We start from the raw sequence: 26,329 nt of genomic DNA on the forward strand, positions 1-26,329 counted from the left end.
ACCGCCGGCCTTGTCAGGAGGCATTTCATGCGCGCGATGGTGCTCTCGGCTCCCGCTATGCCGCTCCGAATGCAGGAGCGCCATGATCCAGTTCCCGGCGATGGAGAGATCCGCGTTAAGATCAGTGCGTGCGGGGTTTGCCGCACCGACCTCCATGTCGTTGATTCGGAACTCCCCGGCATTCGCTATCCGATCATTCCCGGCCATGAAATTGTCGGCCACATCGACCTGGTGGGTATCGGCGCAACCGGCCATCAAATTGGTGACCGCGTCGGTATCCCCTGGCTTGGGTACACCTGCGGCGTTTGCCGCTATTGCCGCCTTGGTCAGGAGAACTTGTGCGACCGCCCGCTTTTCACCGGCTATACTCGCGATGGCGGCTTCGCAACCCACACCATCGCCGATGCGCGCTATGCGTTTGCGATCGGCGAAGCCGGCGACGATGTATCGACCGCGCCGCTATTATGCGCCGGCCTGATCGGCTGGCGATCGCTGGTCATGGCGGGTGACGCCGAGCGGCTCGGTATCTACGGATTTGGCGCGGCGGGTCACATCGTCGCTCAAATCGCCGCCTGGCAGGGGCGCTCGGTGTTTGCCTTCACCCGCACCGGTGATATCGCGGCGCAGGACTTCGCCAGGCAACTTGGCGCCGTCTGGGCCGGTGCATCCGATCAGCAACCGCCAGACGAACTGGATTCCGCCATTGTCTATGCGCCGGCCGGTGAATTGATCCCGCTCGCCCTGCGCGCGGTTCGCAAAGGTGGCCGCGTTGTCTGCGCTGGAATCCACATGAGCGATATTCCGTCGTTTCCGTACAGTCTTCTTTGGGAGGAGCGGCAGTTGATGTCTGTTGCCAATCTGACGAGGCAGGACGGCATCGACTTCTTCAGGATTGTTCCTCGGGCCGGAATTCACATCCGTACCACCACCTTTCCCCTCGACAAGGCAAACGACGCCATTGCCATGCTGAGGGCAGGACAATTGCTGGGAGCGGCGGTGCTTCAACCCTAGAACCGTGTCGCCTCTGATGAAACAGAAGCGGGCTCCAGGACTTTGATGTGATGCGTTTTTGTCACGAGAGCCAACATCCTCCCCTGGTCAAGCCCGAGGATATGCTTCGCTCGAAAATGCTATAATCAAAAGGAAAAGCCCTGTCGCGACTGAAACCGGTCTCTCGCCAAGCCACTGGACCCGCCATGACTGGCTCCCGAAAATTTCACCCGCGCAGCCCACGCTTCGAACAGCGACAGGACAGGTATCGCCGCTATAAAACGCCGCGATTGACCGCAACCATGACATGTCAGGAAGCGTTTCGCACGATCGCACGCGGCTGTCTCGACGATCTGGCGGCAAATCACCAGGCCACATGCGGGGAAGACCGGGAAGCGCTGCACCAGATGCGAATTGCCCTGACCCGGCTGCGGGCCGCTCGATCTTTTTTCTCCTCTTGTGTTCCATCCTCAGAATGGCCCCACTTGAAGGGTGAATTGAGATGGTTGAACAAACACCTGAGCCGGGCGCGGGATCTGGACGTCGCGCTTAAGCGGCTTTCCTCAGCCCATGACACGAGCCCGGAACAATCGCCCGATCGCCTCTGGCGAAAAACCTGGAGCGCCAGCCACCGGGAGCTCAGCCGGGCGCTCCGCTCAAGACGATACCGGATCCTGCTACGCGACATGTCGATCTGGATTGACGGAAGCGGGCCGTCCGGCAACGTGAAGCCACCAACCTCGCTCACGACCTATTCCAGCCGCAAGCTTGATCGTTGGTACAAGAAGCTGGTCAAAAAGAGCCGCGCCCTAGAGGATATGAACGCAAGTCAGCGCCATCAGCTCAGGATCAAAAGCAAACGATTCCGTTATGCACTCGAAATGCTCGAGCAGCTTTTTCCAAGCAAGTCTCACGCAGGAGTGAAGGAGTGTCTTAAGTCTCTACGCAGGATTCAGAAACACCTGGGGCAGTTGAACGACGCTGAGCAAGGCCGCGTTATCGCAACAGCTTTGGCAAAATCGACGCGGGACGATGTAACGAGATGGAACTCGCTATTCCCGACAGGCCAAAAGGCCAGGAAACGGATCATCAAGGCCGCCGCACTCACCTTCCGGGAGCTGGCGGAATTGAAGCCGTTCTAGCCAGATTCATCCCTTTTAAGATCAACTCACGAATGGGACGATTGAGAGTTGACGTCCTATCCGCGGGCTGACTTGACGTCCGTCACGACGAAGGCCGTATCTCACCTTGGCCGAAACAGCCGCGATATCAGGTGAAGCTCAGCGCGATAGCAACACGCAGCGCGTCGATTCAGAGGCAAGATACTGCGTCACGCCACCGAGCACCCACTGACGCAATCGCGAATGGCCGTAGGCGCCCGCAATAACCAGGCCGGCTCCGACGCTGGACGCGATCCTGTCCAACGCAGCTGCCGCATCCCGCGTCGAACTCTCTTCTTGAACAAGCGCGTTTGCTGCGATGTCATGATGTGACAGCCACGTAACTACGTCATGAGTACGGTTCAATGCAGCCTCGCGGCTGCCACCGCCCTCGATAATCTCGGCGACCGTCACGTTCTTCGCTCCGGCCAGCAATGGAAGCGAATCGACGATTGCCCGCCGTGCCTCAGGCGTATCCTTCCAGCCGACCAGCACACTCCGCAAATCGAGCCAGCCAACCGCCTCGGGAACGACGAGCATGGGCCTGCCCGCCTGCATCACCAGATCGCTCGGATCGACCCTGGCAAACGGGTCTGTAAATGCCCTGCCTCGACTTTGCCCGATCACGATAATATCGGCGGCACGCGCTTCGCGCGAAACGAACCGAAGAGGGATCTCCATGTCGGAGCGCCATTCGACCCGTTTCGCGTCTCGGTTCATCATCACCTTTCGAAACTCGGTCTCGAGTTCAGACAACCGCGCTTTTATGGCATCCCGACCTAGCTCAATCATTTTGTCGGCCTGCTCGCCCGAGGTGAAATAAAGCGGCGGACTGAACTCCGCGGCCGCGATTCCGACCACTCGTGCGTCAAATCGCTCGACCATTTCGCCGGCAACAGCGAGACACCACTCGTTCGGCTGATCGGATGCAAGGCTCACCATGATCGTCGCGTAGGTCATTTTCTTCTCCTGATGCGGCCCAATCGAAAACCTCAAGCGGCATCCAGTATGCATGGGACCTGGATCGTTGAGCGAAATGATTCAGGTCAAGAAACCTGCAAATGATGCTGTCGTTGGACCGATGAGCAATCCTCCGAACCAGACCGGAACCCGGTCGCGCCCGCCGCGCTTGACCCAGGTCAAGCCATCTCGGTGAATTGGCGATATGATTCAAACAGCTTTATCCACGATCTTGGAACCTCGCCATGCGCGCCCATCAGATCATGACCAGGCAGGTCGTCACGGTCAGCCCTGACACGACCATCGTCGACGCCGCGAACACCATGCTTGAACGACACATCAGCGGTCTCCCGGTAATCGGCGCAGCAGGAAAGCTGGTCGGCATCGTTTCGGAAGGAGATTTCCTTCGCCGCGCCGAAATCGGTACGGGGCGCAGGAGGGCGCGATGGTTGAAATTCCTGCTCGGCGCCGGCAGAGACGCGTCGGACTTCGTTCATGAGCAAGGCCGCAAGGTCGGTGAAATCATGACACCTAATCCCTACACCGTGTCAGAAGATACGTTGCTGGAAGACATTGTGGCAATGATGGAGAAAAACAGCGTCAAGCGGCTGCCCGTGATGCGGAGCGACCGGATTGTCGGAATTGTTACCCGCGCCAATCTGCTGCAGGTTGTCGCAGAGCTTGCCCGCGAGATTCCCGATCCGACCGCCGATGACGACCATATTCGCGATCGCATCGCGACATCCATTGAGACAAGCGACTGGTGTCCATTCGGCCTGAGCGTCATTGTCCGTGGCGGCATCGTTCATCTCAACGGGATCATCACCGACGAACGGGCCCGGCAGGCTGCCATTGTCGCGGCGGAAAATGTCGTCGGCGTGAAGGAAGTCCACGATCACCTTTGCTGGGTCGATCCCATGTCCGGATTGTACTTGAATTCTCCCGAAGATGACAAATTGGCAGCGGCCGGCTGACCGTTTCTTGAAGAGTACGACACAAACACGCAGCCGCCGTCGACGATGAAGGGAAACCATGATGACGTATTATTTTGGCAAGACCCTGACGGTCGGGTTCGACGAGGCCGTTCGGCAAACGATCGACGCTCTCAAAGGTGAAGGATTCGGCATCATTACCGAGATCGACGTCAAGAAAACCTTCAAGGAAAAACTCGGCGTCGAGTTTCGCAACTACCGCATCCTCGGGGCATGCAATCCCAAGCTGGCTTATGATGCACTTCAACTGGAGGACAAGGTCGGCACCATGCTGCCCTGCAACGTCGTCGTCAACGAGATCACTCAAGATCGCACCGAAGTCGCAGCCATCGATCCCGTCGCTTCCATGCAGGCCATCGACAACCCGCAACTCAAGCAGTCGGCGGAACGTGTCCGGGCCTTGCTGCAAAAAGTGATCGAAAACCTCAAAGCCTAAGCAATTCCGGCAAAAGCGCGCCGCGATTTTGCGTCCGGAAATTGCATCAGAATTCAAGGGATGGAGCGGCGATCCATTCGCCGGGAAGTCTCTCGTTTCTCCGATCAGGTCGTTATGAAGGTTTGCGGTGCGCCCGCCGCTGCAAGCGGCGCCACTGAAGCGGAAAGCAAACCAGCCCCCTTTAACGGAAGACCCCGCGCCGGCCGGGACAGGCTGCAACGGATCGTATTTTTTATGGTGTTTTTGGCCGGACAAGGTCTTATTCTTCGATCCTTGAGCCCAGGGGCCCTGCCTTAAGTAGCGGTCGTGATCCCGGATAGCCTCATTAGCCGGGAATACGAGAGGCTCACGAAGCTTTCCTTGCCGTGCGGGACGAACCGTGACGAGTGACGATCTGCCATCCTCAAGCCTGTTCCGTGACGAGGAGTTGCAACGCGTAATTGACAAATCCGGGGTTGGCATCTGGGATCTCGATCTCTCGACGCGAAAACTGTTCTGGTCCAGCCCGACACGCAGGCTTTTCGGCGTCCCGGAAAACGCTCCGGTCAGTTACGATTTTTTCCTCTCCCTGCTCCAGCCGGAAGACCGCGACCGCACGGAATCGGCCATTCAGCGCTCGATCAAGACGGGACGCAGATTCGATATTCAGTACCGGATCCGCGGGATACCGGAAGGGAGCCGTTGGGTTCGGGCGCGAGGCGGCCTCGTCATCGGCGAAAACGGCGTAGCGCAGCGCCTGAGTGGCGTGATGCTCGATATCAACGATCAGAAGCTGATCGAAGAAGCCCTGCTTGCGCGCGAGGACCACTTGCGCTCGATTCTCGATACGATTCCCGACGCGATGATCGTTATTGACGATCACGGCATCATGCAGCATTTCAGTACTGCGGCCGAACGCCTGTTCGGCTATTCAGAACATGAAGCCATTGGCCAGAACGTCAGCATTTTGATGCCTGAACCGGATAGCAGCCGACACGATGGCTATTTGGCCCGTTACCAATCCACCGGCGAACGGCATATCATCGGCATCGGACGGATTGTCACCGGGAAACGCCGGGATGGGGCCACTTTTCCAATGCACCTATCCGTCGGTGAGATGCATTCGGGTGGAAAGCGGCATTTTACCGGATTTGTTCGTGATCTTACGGAGCATCAGCAAACCCAGGCAAAACTTCAGGAACTGCAATCCGAACTGGTTCACATGTCTCGCCTGAGCGCGATGGGTGAAATGGCCTCGACCCTCGCTCACGAATTGAACCAGCCTCTCACCGCGATCAGCAACTACATGAAAGGTTCGCGCCGTCTTCTGGCGGCAAGCACCGACCCCAACATCGCCAAGATCGAAACGGCGCTGGATCGCGCCGCCGATCAGGCCATCCGCGCCGGCCAGATTATTCGGCGGTTGCGCGATTTTGTTTCCCGGCGGGATTCAGAGAAGCGCATCGAAAGCCTGGCAAAGTTGATGGAGGAAGCCGGCGCTCTCGGTCTCGCCGGCGCCCGCGAACAAAACGTCACGCTGCGGCTTGAGCTGGATGCCGACTGCGACCGCATCCTGGTCGACCGCGTGCAGATCCAGCAGGTTCTGGTCAATCTCTTTCGAAACGCACTGGAGGCGATGACCGCGTCGCCAAAACGGGAACTTACCGCCTCAAGCAAGAAAACTTCAGACAATATGGTCGAACTGTCCATATCGGATACAGGCCACGGCTTCAGCGAGATCGCCGCTGCAAACCTGTTCGAGACCTTCTTCACGACCAAGGAAACCGGCATGGGCGTGGGGCTCTCGATCAGCCGGTCGATCGTGGAAGCCCACGGCGGCCGAATGTGGGCCGAAACGAACGATTCCGGCGGCGCCACCTTCCGACTGACGCTACCCATCGTGTCGACCTGGGATTTACCAGATGTCGCATAAGGGAAATGTCTACGTCATCGACGACGATCCCGCGATGCGGGACTCGCTCGATTTCCTGCTTGGCTCCGCAGGCTTCAACGTCACGCTGTTCGACACGGCCGCCGACTTCCTCGACGCTCAAGCCGGTCTTCGTTTCGGCTGTGTCGTGTCCGACGTTCGCATGCCCGGTATCAATGGAATGGACCTGCTTCAACGTCTCAAAGCCAACGCCTCGCCCCTGCCCGTCATCATCATGACCGGACACGGGGATATTCCTCTCGCTGTTGAAGCGATAAAATTGGGAGCACTCGATTTTGTCGAAAAGCCGTTTGAGGATGAACGGCTGATCGGAATAATCGAGGCCGCGCTCCAGCAAAGCCCCGATCATGCGAAAAGCGACGCCCTCTCGGCCGAGATCGCATCGAGGATCGCAAGTCTCAGCCAGCGCGAACGCCAGGTCATGGAAGGACTCGTCGCAGGGCTTTCCAACAAGCTCATCGCCCGCGAACACAATATCAGTCCCAGGACGATCGAGGTTTACCGGGCCAACGTCATGACCAAAATGCAGGCGCACAACCTGTCCGAACTGATACGGCTTGCGCTGCGCGCCGGCATCTTGAACGATTGAGCTAGATCAAATCGCCGCGTTCCCACCATTGTATAGTGCGGAGACAGCTATTGGAATTCGCGACGCCAGATGACAGACCCAGCCACGACAAAGCACAAAATCTGCGTTCTCGATGACGATCCTGCCGTGCGTCAGTCGCTGCGATTTCTTCTCGAAACCCATGGATTCAAGGTTCGCACATTCAACGCCGCCGTGACGCTATTGACTTCCATCGAGCGGGACGACGTCGATTGCCTGGTGATCGATTACAGATTGCCCCACATGGATGGACTGGATGTGGCGGCTCGCCTGCGTCAACAACAAGTCGCAGCGCCGATTGTCCTTATGACCGGCTATCCCAACCAGCATATGGCGGAGAAGGCCGCGGCCGCCGGTATAGACTATATTTTGTTCAAGCCTGATCTGGAAAACAGCCTCGTGATGCGCGTTCGGGAGGCCATTTCCCGCCAGCATCCGGCCCCTTAAGCTCCATAGCGTTTTCAAGCGAAGTGGATACCGGTTCGCGTCAAGAAAACGCATCAGACCAAGACGCTAGAGTCTTTCATCGTTTCCATGAAACGGTGAAAGACTCTAGGCAGCCACAACGAGACCTCCGGCAAGCGCGGCGGCGCTAATCCCCCCCACCAGAAGCCCGACCCTCCGGTTTCCCACCCAACCCGCCATAACGGTCTTGGAGACGGTGTTGACTGCGATCGCGATCATGATCGCACGCGCTGCCGTATTGAAATCCACATCGGCTCCCGCCATGCGAGCGATCGAGATCGTCAGGGCGTCGACATCCGCAACTCCGGAAAGCGCGGCGACAACAAGGATGCCGACCCCGCCGAACATTTGACGCACCAGTTCTGCGGCCAGCATCACGGCTGCGAGCAACGCTACCAGCTTGACCGCAGTTCCAACAGCAAGAGGATTGCTGATCCGAAGTTCAGGCGACTCCTGCTCGACATTTCTGAACCACAGGATGGCGGCCCCGATGCCAAGCACCGCGGCGGTGGTCAGCAGCGCGGGCAAAAGCGACGTCAGCAGGGCGCGGTTGAGCGCCACTGCGATGATGCCCGCGCGCAGCATCATGACGACACCCGCCACCAGAATACCTGCGCTCAACAACCCCGACGATGACGGATGCTCACGAGCAAGCCTTGCCAGCGCGAGCGTGGTGGCCGTGGACGAAGCCAGCCCTCCCGCGACAGCCGCCATGAAAACCCCGAGCCGGTTTCCGAATGCCTTCACCGCCACGTAGCCGGCGAATGAAATTACCGCGATCATGATGGCGAGAAGCCATATCTGATAGGGATTGATCGCTTTCCACGGATCGATCGGTCGATCAGGCAGCAACGGCAACAGCAGGAACGACATCGCGAGCAAAGTCAGGACGGCACGAATTTCCTGCAGGTTCAGCGAGTCGATCCATCGATGCAGCGGCTCGCGCAGCGCCAGCAGAACCGTCATGCCGACGGCGCAGGCGATGGCAAGTTGCAGATCTCCGACGACGGCCATCGTTCCGAGCAGGAAGGTGAGCATCCCCGCGACAACGGACGTCACGCTGGCACGGCCCTCGTTCCTGGCTTCCAGCCAGTGAAAGGCCGTGAATGCTGTAATATATCCCAGGAAGACCCACCCGATGACCGAAGCGGTCGTTCGAAGCGCGATGAGGCCGGTGACCCCACCCAACAGCCCGGAAAGCGCGAACGTACGAAAGCCGGCGGCTCGCCGATTGTCCTCCGCATCGCGCGTTTGCCACCCGCGCTGAAGGCCGACAAGAAGCCCGATGGCCAGGGACACCGTAAGGCGGCTCAGCGATTCACTGTCCATGCCGGTCAACTTTCGAGGCCGCCTAAAAACCGCCGCGGGAGATGGCGTTTTTGAGCCAGATCAAAAACCTCTGCCATGAATTCCATATCCTTGGTTTGTCGAAATCAAAAAGGGGATCGACATGCCAACCGATACAATCGTTGTCACTTTATTCGTTACCGCAGTTATAGCCGTATTTGCGCTGGCCATAGCCTGGGGCGAGCGTCAGACCGAAGGCCACCGGCACGGAACCCCGAGGTAGCTCGCTGAATTGCATCAAACGCGATTGTGCTGCTGCGACCATCGGGACCGTCGCATCAGGCCGGCATGAAGACGCAGGGCGACGGACAGCGCTTCGCTGTCCTCGCCGAGGGGCCGCCTGATCTTCAAGGGCGCGGCGCTGCTGGGATCGAATCATCCCAACCGGTATCGAGATGGGATACCCAAGCTGAAAAATCAGTGATTTCAAACTCGATGATTTCAAACTCGGTCTTGGCAAATGGCGTCCCGGAAGGGGCTGAGACGAGCGAATAATATCAACATGTTAGCTTGAGACTCGGAGGCGTTCCACGGGGTCATTATGCTTTCCAATCCGTGTGGCTCACCTCTTGGCTCTCCTATGACAAATTCTTTTCGGCCTCCGCAAGGAAGAGCACCGTCGCCGCTGTCATGTGGAGCACATAAGATACTAATTCATTTGGTATGTCAGGTGACGGACCTGGACCTGCACCGTGACCCGCCTGTCTGTTGCGGGGCGTCGAAATTGCCGATTCCAGAACACTCCGTAGTCCGCCAAAATGAGTCTGCCAGTACGGCGGGATTAGACCGTTTGTGAGACATGACTCCACGAGGTCCCTGGCGCTAGCTCTCGGATCAAAGTGCCATCCCCGTTTGGTGCAGATCACCTTCATTGTACTTTCAAAGCACTTGTAACAATCAACTAGTGCTTCCTGCATATTACCATGTCTGTAGTGTTCGTAGGCACTCAAAAACTCCTCGTGAGCGTTCGAGTATTCGGCACCACGCAACACGGTTAGCGCTGGCACCACCGCTTCCTGATGAATGAGTTGTGAGTCAACCCGAACAATCTCTCCATCCAAAAACTGATAACCAACGCCGTGCTCTTTGAATCGGACGTTGATCTCAGAGAGAGCCTCATTCGCCACTTGCTCAGCATTCCGCCTGTTAAGATAGTAGGATCGGCTACAGCGATTTTTGATGCATCGGGCCGACAATTCAATCGCATCAAGCGCACGATCGGTATTCGAGTCATTCATGAACCATAGTGTGAGGTCTCGGTATGCATCCCCCTTGTCATGCATGTTGATGCCACGAGCACCGCTTAAGGTAAAAACGCTGTATTCTCGCCGCAAAACGCTAGCGATCGCAAAATATACTCCGTCCGATGTCTCACGTTCATTATGGTCGTAAAGAGTCTCAGGTACGCCTATCGCCTCATTCCAAATTTGTACGATTTGATTTCGTAAGCCTCCGGGAATTTCGTCGTAGGTGTAAACATCAGAGACAGTGCCGAGCGCGCGTTGCCTACGCTTTGAGAATATGTCGATTACAGCCATACCGAGTTTTTCCTTTGATTCGAGGCTGAATCTACACCGGATGATCTAGGGGCTCCGGCATTTTCAAGGGTCACAAATTCGAAGGGTAGGACGTGACGGCTGCGAACGGAGTTTCCCCCGTGCCCCGTCCGCGAGGCCCCGCCTTGAGCGGGACCCTGCGAGGTGCTGTGTGGAAAAACCCTGCCGCTAGGCCGCTGTCTGTTCCTGCCGCTTGGCCACCTTGGCAATCGTCGCGCGGCTGCATCCGGTGGCTTTCTGGATGGCGCTCCATGTCTGGCCAAAGGCGAGCATGCAGGCGATGCCTTCATTGCGCTCCGTGTCCTCAGGCAGTCCCTTTGTAGCGTCCCTCGGCCTTCGCCTTGGCTTGCGCTTGCCGCCGCCGCCTATCGTCATAGTCCTTGCGGGCGACAGCCGTGAGCATGTCTGGGCGAATGAGGCGGAGGAGACGACGGTCAGCCCGACCCTTGGCGTCAAGCGCATCAAGCATGTTACCGATGGCCACCACACATGGACCGACGCGGAGATAGCGCAATACCATTAAGTGCCACGCCATAGGCACCAAGGCCCGCCCCGTGTTTGACCTCTTGCGCTACCTCGCGTTCCGCCGTGAGGACGTACCGTGTGGGACAATTCGAGGAGAAAGACTAAAGAAAACAAGAGGCGAATTGGCGGTGGCGTCCCGGAAGGGAGTCGAACCCCTGACCCCAGGTTTAGGAAACCTGTGCTCTATCCAGCTGAGCTACCGGGACTGAGCGCCACATAACCTCGGTACTTATCCGGTACTCAGGCGCATCGGGCAAGCCCCCGGCGCATGATCTGAAAATGATCCGAATCGCGTTTTGAGCTTCGAGGGCATCCGATCGGACATCGCTCGGCCGCGACATGACTCCGGCTTCGCGAAAACCCGCGCCCCTTACTTGGGCACCGCCATTCATCCCGCAGTCATTTTTGTTTCGATAGCAATAACGGCAATATGAAACGGCGGCGCCGGCACGCTCGCGGGATGTTTGCCTTGTGACCGTCATGTGGCGACATTATCTTCGGCGACGGGGCTGGAGCGTAACAGGAGACGATCATGGGTTTGCTCGACGTCCTCAACGGAATGCAGAACGGCCCGCGCGGTCCAAGCGAGCCCAGCGCGCCTAGCGCGCCAAGCGAAAGCGGCGGCGGGATGTCGCCAATGACATTGGCGATTCTCGCCTTGCTGGGCTACAAGGCACTGAAGCATTTCACCGGAAGCCATTCTGAAGCCAGCCCGTCCGCGCCGCCGGCTCCCGCGCCGAGAAGCACGGTCAATGCCGGCCTGCCCGGCAGCGGCGGCGGCGGCCTCGGTGACCTGCTTAAGGGCGGGCTTGGCGGCCTGCTGGCGGGTGGCGCCGCCGGAAGCATTCTGAGCGGCGGTCTTGGCGACCTGCTGAACCAGCTTCAGCAGAAAGGCCATGGCGAGACCGCGAGTTCCTGGGTCAGTCCGGGTCCCAACAAGCAGATCGCGCCACGCGACCTCGCCGACGCGCTGGGCGCCGACCAGATCAACGGCCTGATGGCACAGACCGGCCTGTCGCGGGAGGAGTTGCTCACCGGACTGAGCCAGCACCTGCCCGAGGTCGTCCACCACCTGACGCCCGACGGGCGCCTGCCAACCGAGAACGAACTGTCACGAATGCTTTGATGGACTCGCTAGCCGTCGCGGAACCGGCCGCCTGGCCGGTCCCTGCGGAGGCTTCAAAGCCACGGTTATTCTGAGGAAGGACTTTCATCATGAGCGGCATTCTCTGGATTATTCTCGTCGGTTTCGTCGCGGGGATCATTGCACGGTTTCTGTCTCCCGGTCCGAACAAGCCGAGCGGATTCATCCTCACGACGGTGCTCGGGATTGCAGGCGCATTTCTCGCGACTTTCATTGGACAATCGATTGGTCACTACGGTCCCAATCAGGGCGCCGGGTTCATCACATCGACCATCGGCGCGATCGTCGTGCTGTTCATCTGGAACCGGCTGGTCGCGGCCCGCGTCATCACCGATCCCGGATCAAGGTGACGAAAGCATCCCTCGAGCAATGTTCGAGGGCAAAAAGCAATCCGCGTGTCATCGCCGCGCGCAATGCGGCCGCTAAAGGTTGACGATGACGACGCGGTTGTTTTGCACGTGCAATAATCTGCTCGCAGCAATGCTCTGCGGAATATGGTTCGGTGCCGCCGCGCCATCGCTCGCGGCCGGATGCCAGTTCGACATCCAGGGTGAAGGCGTCGTAAGCGCCGTCGTCGACGCGCGGACGCTCCGCCTCGAAGATGACCGCGAGATCCGCCTCGCCGGCATTGAAGTCGTTGCGGGTAAGCCGGAGGATCGCGAATCCGCGCTGGCGGCGCTGATCGGCCGGCATGTGGTCCTGCGCGGCGAACGCGACGATCCGGATCGCTACGGCCGGCAATCCCTCTTCTTGTACCTCGAACCGTCCGCGAGTTCGGTCCAGAGCGATCTGCTGACCCGGGGCGAAGCGCTTATATCCGCCGATATCGTCGATAAAGCCTGCGCAACGGAACTGGCAACTGCCGAGGCCGCGGCGCGACAGGCCCGGCGCGGAGCCTGGGCGACTGACTCTATTGTCGAGACCGTTGAAGACCCGGCCGATATTTTGACCCGCGCCGGTCAATTCGCCGTCGTCGAGGGGAAAGTCGTGTCTGTCAGACAGGCGGGCGGAACAGTCTATGTCAACTTCGGCCGGCGCTGGACACGAGACTTTGCTGCGACTATCCCAAAGCGCATGGTACCGGATCTGGAGGCAGCGGGCGTTACTCCGGCCTCTCTGAAAAATCGCCGCGTGCGTGTCCGCGGCTGGGTCGAACGCCGTGGCGGACCACGGATTAATGTGGTCCGGACCGGGCAGATCGAAGTGATCGGCGACTAGAGTCTTTCACCGTTTCACGGAAACGGTGAAAGACTCTAGGTTCTTGATCTGGCGCGTTTTCTCCACGCGAACCGGATTCCACTTCGCTGGAAAACGCTATAGTGTGATGCTTCAGAAGTTCGCTTCATTTCCCGGCAAGTCCGTAGCGAACTTCGGAATTGGGGCACTGGAGCAGGATTCCGAAGGGCCTGCCTCGGATGTGATCCGGGGTCGAAACCGGTTTCGGATAAGATCGTGCTCGATCCAAAAGACTAAGACTAGAGTCTGATTCAACGCAGTTGAACCAGCCTTTAGAGCGGGATGAGGAAAGCGTGGTACGGTTTTCGCCCGCATCCTGCTCCAGATATTGGAATTCGATCATGTTCATGATTTTTGATCGAACCGATCAAAAATCATCGTGGTCCGGTATTTGCTGTGTGGAAAACTCGCCTCGAGCGAACTTCTGAAACCTTGGCCGCGCGGAATGGTAGGATGCTGGCGGTTTTCGGATTCCGTCATTCGCAAAACGAGCCGACCGGGAAGACTTGCGAATGAAGACTTGCGAATGTTGAATCCCGACGGTCGGGCGGAGATATGACGACGATGGCGTGGAGCGCGGAACGGCGCGGGACGGGAACAGGCCGCCGCCTTTTGGCTGCGACTGCCGTACTGCTGTGCGCGGCGCTCGCGCTTGCCGGCTGCGGCGACGTGAGCCGGTTCCAGACCGCAGCCCCTCATCCCGCCAAGCCTGCAAAACCGGCGCGGATGGCAGCTCCGACTCCGGCAGCCGAACACGAGCATGAGCGCATCCTCGCCTCTTACGGCGGCGCCTACGACGATCCTCGGCTCGAAGCACTGATCAACAAGACGGTCGAGCGGCTGGTCGCGGCGTCCGAGCGCCCCGATCTCACCTACAAGGTCACGATCCTCAATTCGGGCGCGGTGAACGCCTTCGCGCTGCCGACCGGCCAGCTTTACGTCACGCGCGGCCTGGTCGCGCTCGCCAACGACACCTCGGAACTGTCCTCGGTGCTGTCGCATGAAATGGCGCACGTTCTGGCCAAGCACGCGGCGATCCGCGAGGATCAGGCGCGGCAGGCCGCTCTCGTCAGCCACGTCGTCACCGAGATGGGCACCGACCCCGATCTGACGGCGCTGGCGCTCGCCAAGTCCAAGCTGACGCTGGCGAGCTTCTCGCGCGCCCAGGAATTCGAGGCCGACGGCATCGGCGTCGGGATTTCCGCGCGGGCCCATTTCGATCCCTATGGCGCCGCGCGCTTCCTGGCGGCGATGGAACGCAATGCGGCGCTCAAGGCCGGCAAGCCGTCGCTGGACCCGCGCTCGCAGGACTTCCTGTCATCGCACCCCGCAACGCCGGAGCGGGTCGAGAACGCAAAGGCCAATGCGCGGCAATACAGCGCGCCCGCGCAAGGCGAGCGCGACAGCGAAACCTATCTCGACGCGATCGACAACATCGTCTACGGCGAGGATCCGAGCGAGGGATTCGTTCGCGGCCGGCGCTTCCTGCACCCCAAGCTCGGCTTTACCTTCCAGGCCCCGGAGGGTTTTTCGCTCGACAATACGGCCCAGGCAGTGATCGGGGTGCGCGAGGGCGGAAGCCAGGCGATGCGCTTCGACGTCGTCCGCGTGCCTGCCGAGCAAAAGCTCACCGAGTATCTCAACTCCGGCTGGATGGAAAACGTCGATAAAGGCTCGACCGAGGAACTGACCATCAACGGTTTTCCGGCCGCCTCGGCGGTCGCCAACGGCGAGCAGTGGCAGTTCCGGGTCTACGCCTTGCGCTTCGGCAGCGACGTCTACCGCTTTATCTTCGCAACCCGCCACAAGACCACGGAGAGCGAGCGCAACGCCCGCGAGACAGTCGCCTCGTTCCGCCGCCTGACGCTGGATGAGATTCAGGCGGCGCGGCCGCTGCGGATCAAGGTCATCACCGTGCAACCCGGCGATACCGTGGAATCGCTGTCGCATCGCATGGCGGACGTCGATCATCCCGCGGAGCGTTTCCGCGTGCTCAACGGTCTCGATCCGCATGCGCAGGTCAAGGTGCGCAGCCGGGTCAAGATCGTGGTGGATTGATCCGCGCCGTCACGCATTCAAGGACAGTCCCCGGACGAAATCGCAAGGAAACGCCGCTTCACCTCTCCGCATGCGGTGGGTCGAAGTCGCGCGGGTGGGGACTCATTTGTCGACCTGTAGCGTTTTCGAGCGAGATGGAGACCGGCTCGCGTCAAGAAAACGCGTCAAAATAAAACTATGGGAGCCTCGCTTCTGATTCCGTCAGAAACGAATGGGCTCTGTTCCTCCCACCTCTTTCCGACAAGGGAGAAGGAACTCGCATCGCTTCGACGAAGAACCTTCCAAACAAAAACCCGGCCACTCGGCCGGGTTTTCTTGTCCTTTGCAGTCGAAAGCCGGTTATGCAGCTTCGTCGGCGACCGCCGCGTCATCACCATCGGCGTCGGCGTCAATGTCGCCATCGGTCTCGGCGTCGGCCTCCGCCTTGGCGCCGCGGCGCGGGCTCCTGGCGAGTTGTCCCTCGATTTCCTTGACCGCCTCGGTTTCCGTCACATGCTGGACGACGGCGATCTCGCGCGACAGGCGATCGAGCGCGGCCTCATAGAGCTGACGTTCGCTGTAGGATTGCTCGGGCTGCGATTCCGAACGATAGAGATCGCGCACCACCTCGGCGATGGCGACGATGTCTCCCGAATTGATCTTGGCTTCATATTCCTGCGCGCGGCGCGACCACATGGTGCGCTTGATCCGCGCGCGGCCCTTCAGCGTTTCAAGCGCCCGCTTGACCAGAGCAGGCTCCGACAGCTTGCGCATCCCGACATTGGCGATCTTCGCGGTCGGGACCCGCAACGTCATCTTGTCCTTCATGAAATTGATGACGAACAGTTCGAGCCTGGCGCCCGCGATCTCCTGCTCCTCAATCGCCAGAATCTGACCGACGCCATGGGCCGGATAGACCACGAACTCGTTGGTCTTGAATCCCTGACGCTGGGTCAGAACCTTCTTCGGCTCCTCGACCCGGAGTACGCCGGCCTTGGCGGGAGATTTCGCGGCGGTCTTGCCGGTCACCGCCGTTTTCGCAGCGGACTTTGCAACCGGCTTGACGGTTCTGGACGCGACCTTGGAGGACGATGCAGCCTTCAATGCGGCCGTCTTCATGCCGGCAGTTTTCGAAGCAGCGGTTTTCGAAGCAACAGTTTTGGCGGCCACTTTGGCGGTCTTGCTTGGCATCTCATCTCTTTTATGTCTTGAGGGTTTTCCGGCCGAGCCCTTGGCTGCCGTTCGGGTAGCAGCCGTCCGGGCGCTCGTGCCAGCGGTCCGGGCACGAACCCGTGTCGCTCCGCGACGAGCCGCGGATGTCCTGGAAGTCTTCTTTTTAGGCGGTTTCTGTGACACAGCCTGCCGCGTGGAAACGCCACGCCCTGTTCGATGTTTTCACGGAAGCCCGTCAGGGCCGTAAGCAGGTAAAACGCAGTCCAGCTCCGAAAACACCATTAGTATAGCGCATTTTCCGCGAAAATCAATGATTTAAACCCAAGGAGACGGATCAGGACCGCTTTCGGTGATCCCGCCCGCAAACAAGGTTAAAGCCGGCACGCCCCCAGCCCCGAGTTGCAGTAAAAACTGCCGTCCCTAAACCAAGTTCAGTCTCCGGAACCCGGAGCAGGAGAAAAATACTTCTCGAATTTACCTTCCACACCCTCGAACTCCTTGGCGTCCGGCGGGGCGTCCTTCTTTTGCGTGATGTTGGGCCAGCTTCTGGCGTACTCCGCGTTCAACTCAAGCCACTTCTCCAGTCCCGGCTCGGAGTCAGGCTTGATGGCCTCAGCCGGACATTCCGGTTCGCAGACACCGCAATCGATGCACTCATCGGGATGAATGACGAGCATGTTCTCGCCTTCGTAGAAGCAGTCGACAGGGCAAACTTCAACGCAGTCGGTGTATTTGCATTTAATGCAGGCATCGTTGACGACGTAAGTCATCCAGGGCTCCGGAAGGGTCAGATTTGCAGGCTGGGGTACCGCAGGAACAGCGCTGCCGCAAGCCGTGGAGACGCGCTATATGCGCGGTCAGCTTCTTCTGTCGGCGACATCAGACACCTCGTCATAAAGCGCTCTGGCGGCAGTCGCATTGCCGCGCCGTTCCGCAAATCCGGCGACCCTGAGAATGCGGACGCCGCGGTCCAGCCCGACCGTGAGCACGTCACCGACCTTGAGGAAATGCCCCGGCGATTTCTCGCGCGCGCCGTTGACGCGAACATGGCCGGCCTCGATCAGCGTCGCCGCATCGGTCCGGCTCCTGACCACCCGCGCATGCCACAACCATTTGTCGAGACGCTGACGCTCCGGGACTGCCAAATAGCTTCACACTTATCGTGTTTTAGACTGTTCGCCCGCTCAATCCTTGCGGCCGGAAAGCTGCTCCTTGAGCGCGGCCAGTTTCGCAAACGGCGAGTTCGGGTCCAGCGCGCGCTCGCGCTCGCGCGGCGCGCTGCTGGCGTAGGGGCGGTGCGACGGTCCGGCGTCGGGGCGTCCCTCGCGGCCGCCGCCCTTGCGCGAGCCCTTAAACCGGCCCTTGTCCTGATCCCTGTCTCTGTCACGATCCCGGCCCTTGCCCTGGAAGCGCTCCCGCGGCGGACGTCCCTTGCCCTCGCGCGGCTCCCGGCCGGGCGCGCGCTCGCCCCCGGCGGACCCGGCTTCGGCTGGCGCATCGGCGGATCGCCTGTGGCGTCCTCGCCCATGCCGCTCGCGTCCCTGCGCTGCCTCGCCCGCTTCGCCATCCGCGCCCGCAGGTTGTTGCGCGCCATCCTGCCCCGCCTGATGCCGGCGATGGCGGTTGCGATCGTGGCGCGGACGCCGGTCGGCAGGACGGCCGCCGGGCCGCCAGACCTCGACCATCGCGGGCTCGACGTCACTCGCGGCGACATCCGCAGCATTCGCGGCGGATGTCTCGCCTTCCGGCGCGCTCGCCGCATCGACGGTCCCCGATTCGGCCTGCGCGGCATCGGTTGCTGTCGGTTCAGGAGCATCGGAAACTGGTGAGACCGCGACGTCGGACGACACCGCCGCCGGCGTCTCCTCGGCCGCACCCGCGGCTTCGGGCACCGCAGCGGTCCCGTCGGACAAATCCGCATCCGCCATCGGCGCCGGCTCCACAACCGATCCGACGTCCAGGGTGCCCGCGCTGTCCGCAGATTCCTGCCCTTCGGGCACGGCGTCCGGCGCAGCCGATTCCTCCGATGCGCTCTCCGAGACTTCGGCCGACGCCGCCTCCGCGCCCTCGGTCGCCGGCGTGGGCTCTGTAACGAGTGGAGGCGTAACGGGTGGAGGCGCCGGACACCGCTCCATGCGATAGCCCAGCGCGCGCAGGATGGAGGCGAATTCCTCGCCGGCGGTTCCGACGAGCGACGTCATCGCCTGGGTCACGACGAAGCCGCGGCCGTCGAATGCGCCGGCCGGCATCATGCCGAGCGCGCCTTTCCGCCACGCCAGCGCCGGCCGGATCAGGTCGGCCAGCCGTTCGAGGATATCGACCCGGACCACCCGCTCGCCACATTGCCGATAGCCGAGGGCACGATAGGCGTCCTGACCGAGCAGCTTGTCGGCCGGAAACGAGGTGCGGCCGCTGGCAGCCAGATGCTGCGCGCTCGACAGCGCCGACAGATCGACATTGTCCTGCTTCTGCGCCCACAACAGCGAGGCCAGCGCACGCGCGGCCGGTTTGAGGAGCGCCGGGAAATAGATGTGATAGGCGCCGAAGCGCACGCCGTACTTGCGCAACGACGCGCGCGACGGCTGATCGAGATCTTTCATCTCGGTGGCTATCTTCGACCGCTCCAGCACGCCGAGCGCCTCGATCAACTGGAACGCGATGCCGCGCGCGATGCCGGTGACATCCTCGGCCTTGGTCAGTTCGAACAGCGGTCCCAGCAATTTCTCGACGTGGGTCTTCAGCCACAGATCGAGCCGGGCCTGCACGGCATCGCGCGGCGCACCGGTCAGCCGCTCGTCGGAAATGATCCGGATCCGCGGCCGCAGCACATCATCGGCGGCGACCAGCCGCGCCACGGCGTCGCCGGTCCAGCGGATGGTGCCGTCCGAGGTCAGCACGAACTGATCGTCCGGCGCGGCGGAGAGCTTTTCTGCGCGCGCTTCGATTTCGCCGGCCAAAGCCTTTTGGGCGATCGCCTGCAACGCCTTGGCTTCCGAGCCGGCTTCAGTCGCATCAGGCGCGAACGTAAAGCCGTCGAGACGGCCAATGACATGGCCCTCTACGATCACCTCGCCGGTCTTGCCGATTTCCGTTTCCAACATCGTGTTTTCCCGCAGGCGGCGCATCAATACACTGGTCCGGCGATCAACGAAACGCTCAGTGAGCCTTTGGTGCAGCGCATCAGACAATTTATTTTCGACCTCGCGCGAAATTCCCTGCCAGTGGTCGGGGTCGGCGAGCCAGTCCGGCCGATTGGCGACGAAGGTCCAGGTCCGGATTTGCGCAATCCGCCCCGACAAGGTGTCGATATCGCCGTCGGTGCGATCGGCCTGCGCGACCTGAGCGGCGAACCAGTCGTCAGGAACGCGGCCCTTGCGCATCAGGAAGCCGAACAACGTCGTCACCAGTTCGGCATGGGCGGCCGGCGCGATCTTGCGGTAGTCCGGAATCTGGCAGGCGTCCCACAGTCTCTCCACCGCCGCCGCGCCTTGCGCCATCGCGCGCACCTCGACATCGCGCGCGGCGTGGTCGAGCACGCGCAGATCCTCCGCGATCGGCGCGCGGGTGAGCGCCTCGTGCGACGGCGTCAGCACCAGCGACACCTGCAAGGCGCCGAGCGAGGAAAAATCCAGATCGGAATTGCGCCACTGCAGCGTCCTGACGGCCTCGAAAGTATGGTTTTGCAACGCATTGACGAGTTCGGGCTCGAACGGCGCGCAGCGTCCGGTGGTGCCGAAGGTGCCGTTGCGCGTGGCGCGGCCGGCGCGGCCGGCGATCTGGGCGAACTCCGCGGGATTCAGCCTGCGAAACTGGTAGCCGTCATATTTTCTGTCGGAAGCGAAGGCGACGTGATCGACATCGAGATTGAGGCCCATGCCGACCGCATCGGTGGCGACGAGATAGTCCACGTCGCCGGATTGAAACATCGCGACCTGCGCGTTGCGGGTGCGCGGGCTGAGCGATCCCAGCACCACCGCCGCGCCGCCGTGCTGGCGGCGGATCAGTTCGGCGATGGCGTAGACCTCGTCGGCCGAGAAGGCGACGATGGCGGTGCGGCGCGGCTGCCGGGTGATCTTGCGGTCTCCGGCGAACTCGAGCTGCGACAGCCGCGGGCGGGTGATGATGTTCGCGCCGGGCAGAAGCCGCTCGATGATCGGACGCATGGTGGCGGCCCCGAGCAGCAGCGTCTCGTCGCGGCCACGTCGGTGCAGAATGCGGTCGGTGAACACATGGCCGCGCTCCAGATCGGCGGCAATCTGGATTTCATCGACGGCGAGAAAAGACACATCGAGGTCGCGCGGCATCGCTTCCACGGTCGAGACCCAGAAGCGCGGCTTCGACGGCTTGATCTTCTCCTCGCCGGTGATCAGCGCGACCGAATCCGCTCCCGCGCGGTCAGCGATCTTGTTGTAGACCTCGCGGGCGAGCAACCGCAGCGGCAGGCCGATGATTCCGGAGGAATGCGCCAGCATCCGCTCGATCGCGAGATGCGTCTTGCCGGTATTGGTCGGACCGAGCACCGCCGTCACGCCGGCGCCGGGCGCGCGGTCACTGCCTGGCGACGATATCGAAGATAAAGAGACCATGTTTTCCGAGAGTTTTCGCAGCGTTGGTGGAGCGGAGTCGGACCGCCGGGATCAAAGGTGTTTCACAATGCGACGCCTGCAGGACTACGGCTTAAGCTTTGGAACGAGTCCGGAACGAAACGCGCCCGAATCGCTGACTCCAAGCCTCTCCGGCTTCGTTCACCGCAACATCTCGCGCTTGATCGACATACCGCAACTAGATCAAGTTCTACAGTCGTCAACAAGAGCGGTTATGCCTCCCAAATCGTGAATCCGTAAGCGCAGGAATTCCGCAGCCGGAGTCAACAGGATTCCGTAGTGGCAAACTCAAGGCAGCGCATGACGGCCAAGCATCGGGCCTGACCTTCGCGGCTCGACGTCTACTGCGACTTGGCCGCGGTCTTCGGCGGCATGGCGGTCGTGATGAACTGGGTCGCCTCCAGCTTGCCGGTGCCGAGCGGCGTCGGTATCGTCAGGCGATACGGCACCAGCACCCGCGTACCGGCGATCGGCGCCAGCCAGATCTCCATGTCGCGCCGGGCGGCGAGATATTTGATCGCGAGGCGGTCGGGGACGTAGCCGGCGATCGGCGCGAAATAGATTGCACAGACCACCGCCGGACCATGATAGCCCTTTTCCAACTTCACCGTTTCCATGCGCTTGAAGTCGAGGCGCAGGTCGTAGCGCATGCGGCCGTCGAAGACCCCGGTCGCGGCATGGCAGGCTTCCGGACCGAGCGGATCGGCGGTGCCGGGCACGCGTATCAGCGTCGCGCTCATCGGATCGAACACACCCCGCTTCTGCACGTCGGTGACCGGAATGCGCTTGGTGTCCACCGGCGGGGTCGGCTCGATGACGAAGTCCTTGACGTTGCCGCCGGCCAGCGACATGCGAATGGTCTCGGATTTCTTCGATGATGAAATGGTCGCGGTATAGGTTGCGGGGGCCAGAGCGCCGTTGACGATGCGGCCCTGCGAGCTGCCGCTGCCGGTGCCATGGGCAAATGCCTTGAGAAGTCCGGTGGTGCCGCCGCTCGCGGCGGCCGAATACTGATCGTCGGAGATGTCGACCGCCCAGGCGCCGGTTCCCACGAGAATCCCGGCTAAAGTGACGTCATAATGGGCCTCGAGCTTGCCCTGCGCGGCCGCCGGAGCGGCCATCGTCAACACCGCTGCAAAAAAAACGAGAGGTGCGCAAGCCAGCGTCCGAACCGAACCGCGTATCGACCGGGGCAACGTCATTCGGCATCAACTCACTTAAAGACGGTCCTGCCCGTCCACGGTCCGGGCCTCACGCGGCATTCAACCGGGCTTGCGGATCATTATCCGTTGTGGCGACCGATTGAGAGGCGGAAATCCTGGAACGGGCAAACAGGGCGAGCGGCCCACAGGGCAGGTCGGCAAGAGCCTCAGACTTTCGGTTTGGAACCAGCAAATCCGGCCTCCGACCGGCAATCGGCGCGCGGGTCCGGTCAAGGGCCATGATGTCGGGACCGATTGCGCCCTTTATATGATGTATATGACATAGGCCGAACGGTGGTTCGCGGAAAACGGACAGAAATGAAGCGATCGACGTCCATCCGTACCGCAAGCAGACCGCGATCGGCTCGCCATGCCTTGACGCCCCGCCGCTCTCCTCCTATACGTCCGCCGTTCCTGAAATGGACGCGATTTCGAACCCCCGAGCCCGCCCTGAGGGCCGATGCCGGGGACGACAGAGGATTTTCGCCATGTCCCGGCGCTGCGAACTGACGGCCAAGGCTCCGCTGGTGGGCCACAGGGTCAGCCACTCCAACATCAAGACCAAGCGGCGTTTCCTGCCGAACTTGGTGAACGTCACCTTCCTGTCCGAAGCGCTGGCCCGTCCGGTGCGGCTGCGGGTGTCGACCAACGCGCTGAAGAGCGTCGACCATCGCGGCGGCTTCGACGCCTTCCTGCTGAAGGCGAGAGACTCGGAGCTGTCGCCGAAAGCGATCGAGATCAAGCGCCAGATCGAGAAGAAGCAGGCCGCCAAAGCAGGCTGATGCTGGCGAGCCGTCATTCGCGCGCGGTCGCGCGACAGCATGACGCCCGCCGCCGCTTCAATCCTCGACCAGCGTAAACTGCAGCAGCAGCGTGCGCTGGATCAGCAAGAAGTTGTCATCGGACACAAGCGTCACGACGAGGTCGCCCTTGTCGTCGACGAACGCGTCAAGCCCTTCGAAATTGTCGATCTCCTGCCCGAGATCCGCGTCGAAAATCGAGGGGCCGTCCACCAGCGCGCCGGGCGCGACCGCGTTCATCGCAATGCGGCGGATGCGGATACCGATGCCGCCGGTCAGCGAGAATTTGCGTTCGAGGATCAACAGGTCGCCCGTGGTCGGCAGCAGGCAGGCATCGCTGATGTCGAAATTGTCGGTGCGGCGGATCGCGAACTGACCGGGCGACGGCCCGCCGATCAGGAACGCCACGATATTGCGGCCGGCATCGAGCCCGCGTTCGGAGATCGCGATCAGCGTGCCGCCGAGCGGCCTGCCGGGTGGAACGACCGCCAGCGCCTCCAGCCCCTCGTTGAACGGCAGCCTGCGCACGGCCGGCGGAGCCTCGACATCCTCGCCGCGCGCACGCGTAAAGTCCTTCGTGAAATCGAACCGCATGATGCGGTTGACGCGCTCGATGCCGACATAGACGAACGATCCGTCGCGCGCGATCGACTCGGTGTCGAACCGGCCATGCGCGGTGATCGGCCGGCCATCCGGACCCAGGATCGGCGCGGCTTCGACATCGGCGAGCCCGGTCATCTCGCCGGCGGTCCCATAGACGATGCGTCCGGTAATCCAGGTGCCCTTGTCGCTCGCCGAGATGAATTGCCGCCCTTTCGGATCGAGCCGCAGGCTCGACAATCCTCCAAAGCCGGGAAACGACGAGGTCAGGATCAGGCCGCTGCGAAAGGCGAGCGCGCCGAAACGCGTGCGGGAGCGGTCGCGCAGGTCGAAGGAGGGGATCGGCCGCGCATTGACGGTGATCGACACCGGCGCCGGCGCCGTCAACTCGTCGGGTGGCGGCTGCGTCGGCGTGTGCGTTGCGAATTGCGCGCGGGCGGCGGCAGGAGCAACCGCGAGGGAAGCGGCCATCGCGCCCCATTTAAGCAGGGCGCGGCGACTATGCTGGCTTAACACTCGCTTTTGCACGCCCGGCTTACCCCAACGTCATGGCCAGGACGTCTGCGCGAAGCGCGTCTTCGCGCAGATGTCCCGGCCACCCATCGTTCAAAATGAGATGGATGCGCGGGTCAAGTCCGTGCACGCCGTCAGGTATTGCCGCTACGAATGCAGCTTGCGCGGCCGCCTCACCGGCGCCGGCGGATCGTGCGTCTCGCTGAACAGTTCGGCGAGTTGTTCGGTGATGGCGCCGCCGAGTTCTTCGGCATCGACGATGGTCACCGCGCGGCGATAGTAGCGCGTCACGTCGTGGCCGATGCCGATCGCGATCAGTTCGACCGGCGAACGGGTCTCAATTTCCTCGATCACCCAGCGCAGGTGACGTTCGAGATAGTTGCCGGGATTGACCGACAGCGTGGAATCGTCGACCGGCGCGCCGTCCGAGATCATCATCAGGATCTTGCGCTGCTCGCCGCGCGCGAGCAGTCGCTTGTGCGCCCAGTCCAGCGCCTCGCCGTCGATGTTCTCCTTGAGCAGGCCCTCGCGCATCATCAGCCCGAGGTTTTTCCGCGAGCGCCGCCAGGGCGCGTCGGCGGCCTTGTAGATGATATGCCGCAGATCGTTGAGACGGCCCGGCGCGGCCGGCTTGCCGGCGGCAAGCCACGCTTCCCGCGATTGCCCGCCCTTCCATGCCCGCGTCGTGAAGCCGAGAATTTCCACCTTGACGCCGCAGCGCTCCAGCGTGCGCGCCAAAATGTCGGCGCAGGTCGCGGCCACCGTAATGGGACGTCCGCGCATCGAGCCGGAATTGTCGAGCAGCAGCGTCACCACGGTGTCGCGGAAGGTCGCCTCCTTCTCGTGCTTGAAGGACAGCGGCTGATAGGGATCGATCACGATGCGCGACAGCCGCGCCGGATCGAGAATGCCTTCCTCCAGATCGAACTCCCAGGCGCGGTTCTGCTGCGCCATCAGGCGGCGCTGCAGGCGGTTGGCGAGCCGCGCCACGATGCCCTGCAGGTGCGCGAGCTGCTTGTCGAGATAGCTGCGCAGCCGTTCCAGTTCGTCATGATCGCAGAGGTCTTCCGCCGCGATTACCTCGTCGAACTTCGGCGCGAAAGCATGATATTCCGGACCCCGCGGCTCGTTGGCGCCCCTGGCATTCGGCCGCATCGCCTCGCCCGGCGTCTCGTCGTCGCCGAGTTCGCCGTCGTCGAAGGTATCGCTCGCGGAAGCCTGCGCGCTTTCCAGCGCGCTGTCCGACATCTCGTCGCTGGTCTCCTGCGCCTGATCCGCGCTCATCTCCTGCGCGGCATCGCTGTCGGGCGAACCCTCCGCCCCGGCCTGGTCGCTCTCGCTTTCGCGATTGTCGTCCTGGTTCTCGTCCCTGTCGGCCTCGGCGCTGGTGTCGTCGCCGAGATCAAGCTCCGACAGCAGGTCGTGCACCACGTCGCCGAACTTGGCCTGATCCTCGGTCAGACGACTGAGCTGATCCAGCCGCGTGCCGATCTTGTCTTCCAGATAGGGACGCCACAGATCGACCATCTTGCGCGCAGCGCCGGGCGGCGCAAGCCCGGTCAGCCGCTCGCGCACCAGCATCGCCAGCGCATCCGACAGCGGCGCATCGGCGATATCGGTGATCTCGTCATACTTGCCGCGATGAAAATGGTCATCGAGCATCGCGGTCAGATTCTTTGCAACGCCCGTCATCCGGCGCGAGCCGATGGCCTCGACGCGGGCCTGCTCCACCGCGTCGAACACGCCGCGCGCTTGCGGATTGCCTGGCATCAGCTTGCGGTGCACTTTCGGATCGTGGCAGGCGAGCTTCAGCGCGATGGAATCCGCGTGTCCCCGCACGATGGCCGCATCGCGCCTGCTCATTTTGCGCCCGGGCTCCGGCAACCGCGCCTTGCCCGGCGACAGGCCGGGACGCTCGATGGCAAACGTCACCTCCAGTTCCGGCCGCCGGGCGATCGCGCGCAGGCAGGACGCCACCGCGCGCTTGAACGGCTCGCTCGGCGCTTCCTTCGGCCCGGCCCGGAACTTGTTGTTCGGTGGTGCGGTGCTCAT

22 protein-coding genes, 1 tRNA gene and 1 pseudogene are annotated in these 26,329 nt (G+C 61.6%); 12 read left to right on the forward strand and 12 right to left on the reverse strand.

Going from position 1 to position 26,329, the window contains the following annotated elements; all coding sequences use genetic code 11:
* Positions 1-27 precede the first annotated feature (27 nt).
* Together BGO16_RS12085 and BGO16_RS12090 are read left to right on the forward strand one after the other, a co-directional pair.
* Positions 28-1,011, forward strand: a complete 984-nt coding sequence (locus BGO16_RS12085) for a zinc-dependent alcohol dehydrogenase family protein (protein WP_292618991.1) — start codon at positions 28-30, stop codon at positions 1,009-1,011.
* Between the two features lie 185 nt (positions 1,012-1,196).
* Complete coding sequence (locus tag BGO16_RS12090; protein WP_292618993.1) at positions 1,197-2,132, forward strand: CHAD domain-containing protein; 936 nt, start codon at positions 1,197-1,199, stop codon at positions 2,130-2,132.
* Positions 2,133-2,270: 138 nt separating this feature from the next.
* Here the strand turns inward: BGO16_RS12090 and BGO16_RS12095 are convergent, their stop codons facing one another.
* Complete coding sequence (locus BGO16_RS12095) at positions 2,271-3,110, reverse strand: universal stress protein (RefSeq protein WP_292618994.1); 840 nt, start codon at positions 3,108-3,110, stop codon at positions 2,271-2,273.
* Between the two features lie 245 nt (positions 3,111-3,355).
* On the opposite strand from BGO16_RS12095, the gene BGO16_RS12100 reads away from it, so the two are divergent.
* The 5 genes from BGO16_RS12100 (at position 3,356) to BGO16_RS12120 (ending at position 7,522) form a co-directional block, all read left to right on the forward strand.
* Positions 3,356-4,084 carry a CBS domain-containing protein gene (locus BGO16_RS12100; RefSeq protein WP_292618995.1) on the forward strand — a complete coding sequence of 243 codons (729 nt, stop codon included), beginning with the start codon at positions 3,356-3,358 and terminating at the stop codon, positions 4,082-4,084.
* 61 nt (positions 4,085-4,145) lie between these two features.
* Positions 4,146-4,538: a DUF302 domain-containing protein gene (locus tag BGO16_RS12105; RefSeq protein ID WP_292618997.1), complete on the forward strand. Its 393-nt coding sequence runs from the start codon at positions 4,146-4,148 to the stop codon at positions 4,536-4,538.
* Between the two features lie 379 nt (positions 4,539-4,917).
* A complete protein-coding gene (fixL, locus tag BGO16_RS12110) occupies positions 4,918-6,450 on the forward strand; it encodes a sensor protein FixL (protein WP_292618998.1) in 1,533 nt (510 codons plus the stop codon).
* Positions 6,440-7,057: a response regulator FixJ gene (gene fixJ, locus BGO16_RS12115; RefSeq protein WP_292618999.1), complete on the forward strand. Its 618-nt coding sequence runs from the start codon at positions 6,440-6,442 to the stop codon at positions 7,055-7,057. The genes fixL and fixJ overlap by 11 nt, the downstream gene beginning before the upstream one ends.
* Positions 7,058-7,126: 69 nt before the next feature.
* On the forward strand, positions 7,127-7,522 hold the full coding sequence (locus tag BGO16_RS12120; RefSeq protein WP_292619000.1) for a response regulator: 396 nt from the start codon (positions 7,127-7,129) through the stop codon (positions 7,520-7,522).
* Positions 7,523-7,627: 105 nt separating this feature from the next.
* Here BGO16_RS12120 and BGO16_RS12125 read toward each other — a convergent pair whose 3' ends face one another.
* From BGO16_RS12125 to BGO16_RS12140, 4 genes and pseudogenes are all read right to left on the reverse strand, one after another.
* A complete protein-coding gene (locus BGO16_RS12125; RefSeq protein WP_292619001.1) occupies positions 7,628-8,869 on the reverse strand; it encodes a DUF4010 domain-containing protein in 1,242 nt (413 codons plus the stop codon).
* A gap of 596 nt (positions 8,870-9,465) precedes the next feature.
* Positions 9,466-10,425, reverse strand: coding sequence for an STM4504/CBY_0614 family protein (locus BGO16_RS12130; RefSeq protein WP_292619002.1), 960 nt, complete (start codon positions 10,423-10,425; stop codon positions 9,466-9,468).
* Positions 10,426-10,611: 186 nt separating this feature from the next.
* A pseudogene (locus tag BGO16_RS12135) lies at positions 10,612-10,849 on the reverse strand (resolvase); the annotation flags it as partial.
* Positions 10,850-11,097: 248 nt separating this feature from the next.
* Positions 11,098-11,174: transfer RNA gene (locus tag BGO16_RS12140), tRNA-Arg, on the reverse strand.
* A gap of 326 nt (positions 11,175-11,500) precedes the next feature.
* On the opposite strand from BGO16_RS12140, the gene BGO16_RS12145 reads away from it, so the two are divergent.
* The 4 genes from BGO16_RS12145 (at position 11,501) to BGO16_RS12160 (ending at position 15,406) form a co-directional block, all read left to right on the forward strand.
* A complete protein-coding gene (locus BGO16_RS12145) occupies positions 11,501-12,094 on the forward strand; it encodes a YidB family protein (RefSeq protein ID WP_292619003.1) in 594 nt (197 codons plus the stop codon).
* Between the two features lie 89 nt (positions 12,095-12,183).
* Complete coding sequence (locus BGO16_RS12150) at positions 12,184-12,462, forward strand: GlsB/YeaQ/YmgE family stress response membrane protein (RefSeq protein ID WP_292619004.1); 279 nt, start codon at positions 12,184-12,186, stop codon at positions 12,460-12,462.
* A gap of 130 nt (positions 12,463-12,592) precedes the next feature.
* The gene (locus BGO16_RS12155; protein ID WP_292619031.1) at positions 12,593-13,330 is read left to right on the forward strand and encodes a thermonuclease family protein; all 738 of its coding nucleotides are present in this window, start codon (positions 12,593-12,595) and stop codon (positions 13,328-13,330) included.
* Positions 13,331-13,912: 582 nt separating this feature from the next.
* Entirely contained in the window at positions 13,913-15,406 is a 1,494-nt protein-coding gene (locus BGO16_RS12160; protein WP_292619032.1) for a M48 family metalloprotease, read from the forward strand.
* Between the two features lie 339 nt (positions 15,407-15,745).
* Here BGO16_RS12160 and BGO16_RS12165 read toward each other — a convergent pair whose 3' ends face one another.
* The 5 genes from BGO16_RS12165 to BGO16_RS12185 all read right to left on the reverse strand — a co-directional run bounded on the left by BGO16_RS12165 (position 15,746) and on the right by BGO16_RS12185 (position 22,364).
* Positions 15,746-16,741, reverse strand: a complete 996-nt coding sequence (locus BGO16_RS12165) for a CarD family transcriptional regulator (RefSeq protein WP_292619005.1) — start codon at positions 16,739-16,741, stop codon at positions 15,746-15,748.
* A gap of 248 nt (positions 16,742-16,989) precedes the next feature.
* The gene (fdxA, locus tag BGO16_RS12170; protein ID WP_292619006.1) at positions 16,990-17,328 is read right to left on the reverse strand and encodes a ferredoxin FdxA; all 339 of its coding nucleotides are present in this window, start codon (positions 17,326-17,328) and stop codon (positions 16,990-16,992) included.
* A gap of 87 nt (positions 17,329-17,415) precedes the next feature.
* Positions 17,416-17,703 (reverse strand): RNA-binding S4 domain-containing protein, encoded by a 288-nt coding sequence (locus BGO16_RS12175; protein WP_292619008.1) that lies wholly within the window; start codon positions 17,701-17,703, stop codon positions 17,416-17,418.
* Positions 17,704-17,742: 39 nt separating this feature from the next.
* A complete protein-coding gene (locus BGO16_RS12180) occupies positions 17,743-21,144 on the reverse strand; it encodes a helicase-related protein (protein ID WP_292619009.1) in 3,402 nt (1,133 codons plus the stop codon).
* A gap of 359 nt (positions 21,145-21,503) precedes the next feature.
* Positions 21,504-22,364 (reverse strand): DUF3108 domain-containing protein, encoded by an 861-nt coding sequence (locus tag BGO16_RS12185; protein WP_292619010.1) that lies wholly within the window; start codon positions 22,362-22,364, stop codon positions 21,504-21,506.
* 488 nt (positions 22,365-22,852) lie between these two features.
* On the opposite strand from BGO16_RS12185, the gene rpmB reads away from it, so the two are divergent.
* Positions 22,853-23,146: a 50S ribosomal protein L28 gene (gene rpmB, locus BGO16_RS12190; RefSeq protein WP_292619011.1), complete on the forward strand. Its 294-nt coding sequence runs from the start codon at positions 22,853-22,855 to the stop codon at positions 23,144-23,146.
* Between the two features lie 57 nt (positions 23,147-23,203).
* Here rpmB and BGO16_RS12195 read toward each other — a convergent pair whose 3' ends face one another.
* Positions 23,204-24,235: an esterase-like activity of phytase family protein gene (locus BGO16_RS12195; protein WP_292619012.1), complete on the reverse strand. Its 1,032-nt coding sequence runs from the start codon at positions 24,233-24,235 to the stop codon at positions 23,204-23,206.
* Between the two features lie 189 nt (positions 24,236-24,424).
* Positions 24,425-26,329, reverse strand: coding sequence for a cobaltochelatase subunit CobT (cobT, locus tag BGO16_RS12200; RefSeq protein ID WP_292619013.1), 1,905 nt, complete (start codon positions 26,327-26,329; stop codon positions 24,425-24,427).

It is taken from the genome of Nitrobacter sp. 62-23 (assembly GCF_001897285.1).
Taxonomy (GTDB): Bacteria; Pseudomonadota; Alphaproteobacteria; order Rhizobiales; family Xanthobacteraceae; genus Nitrobacter.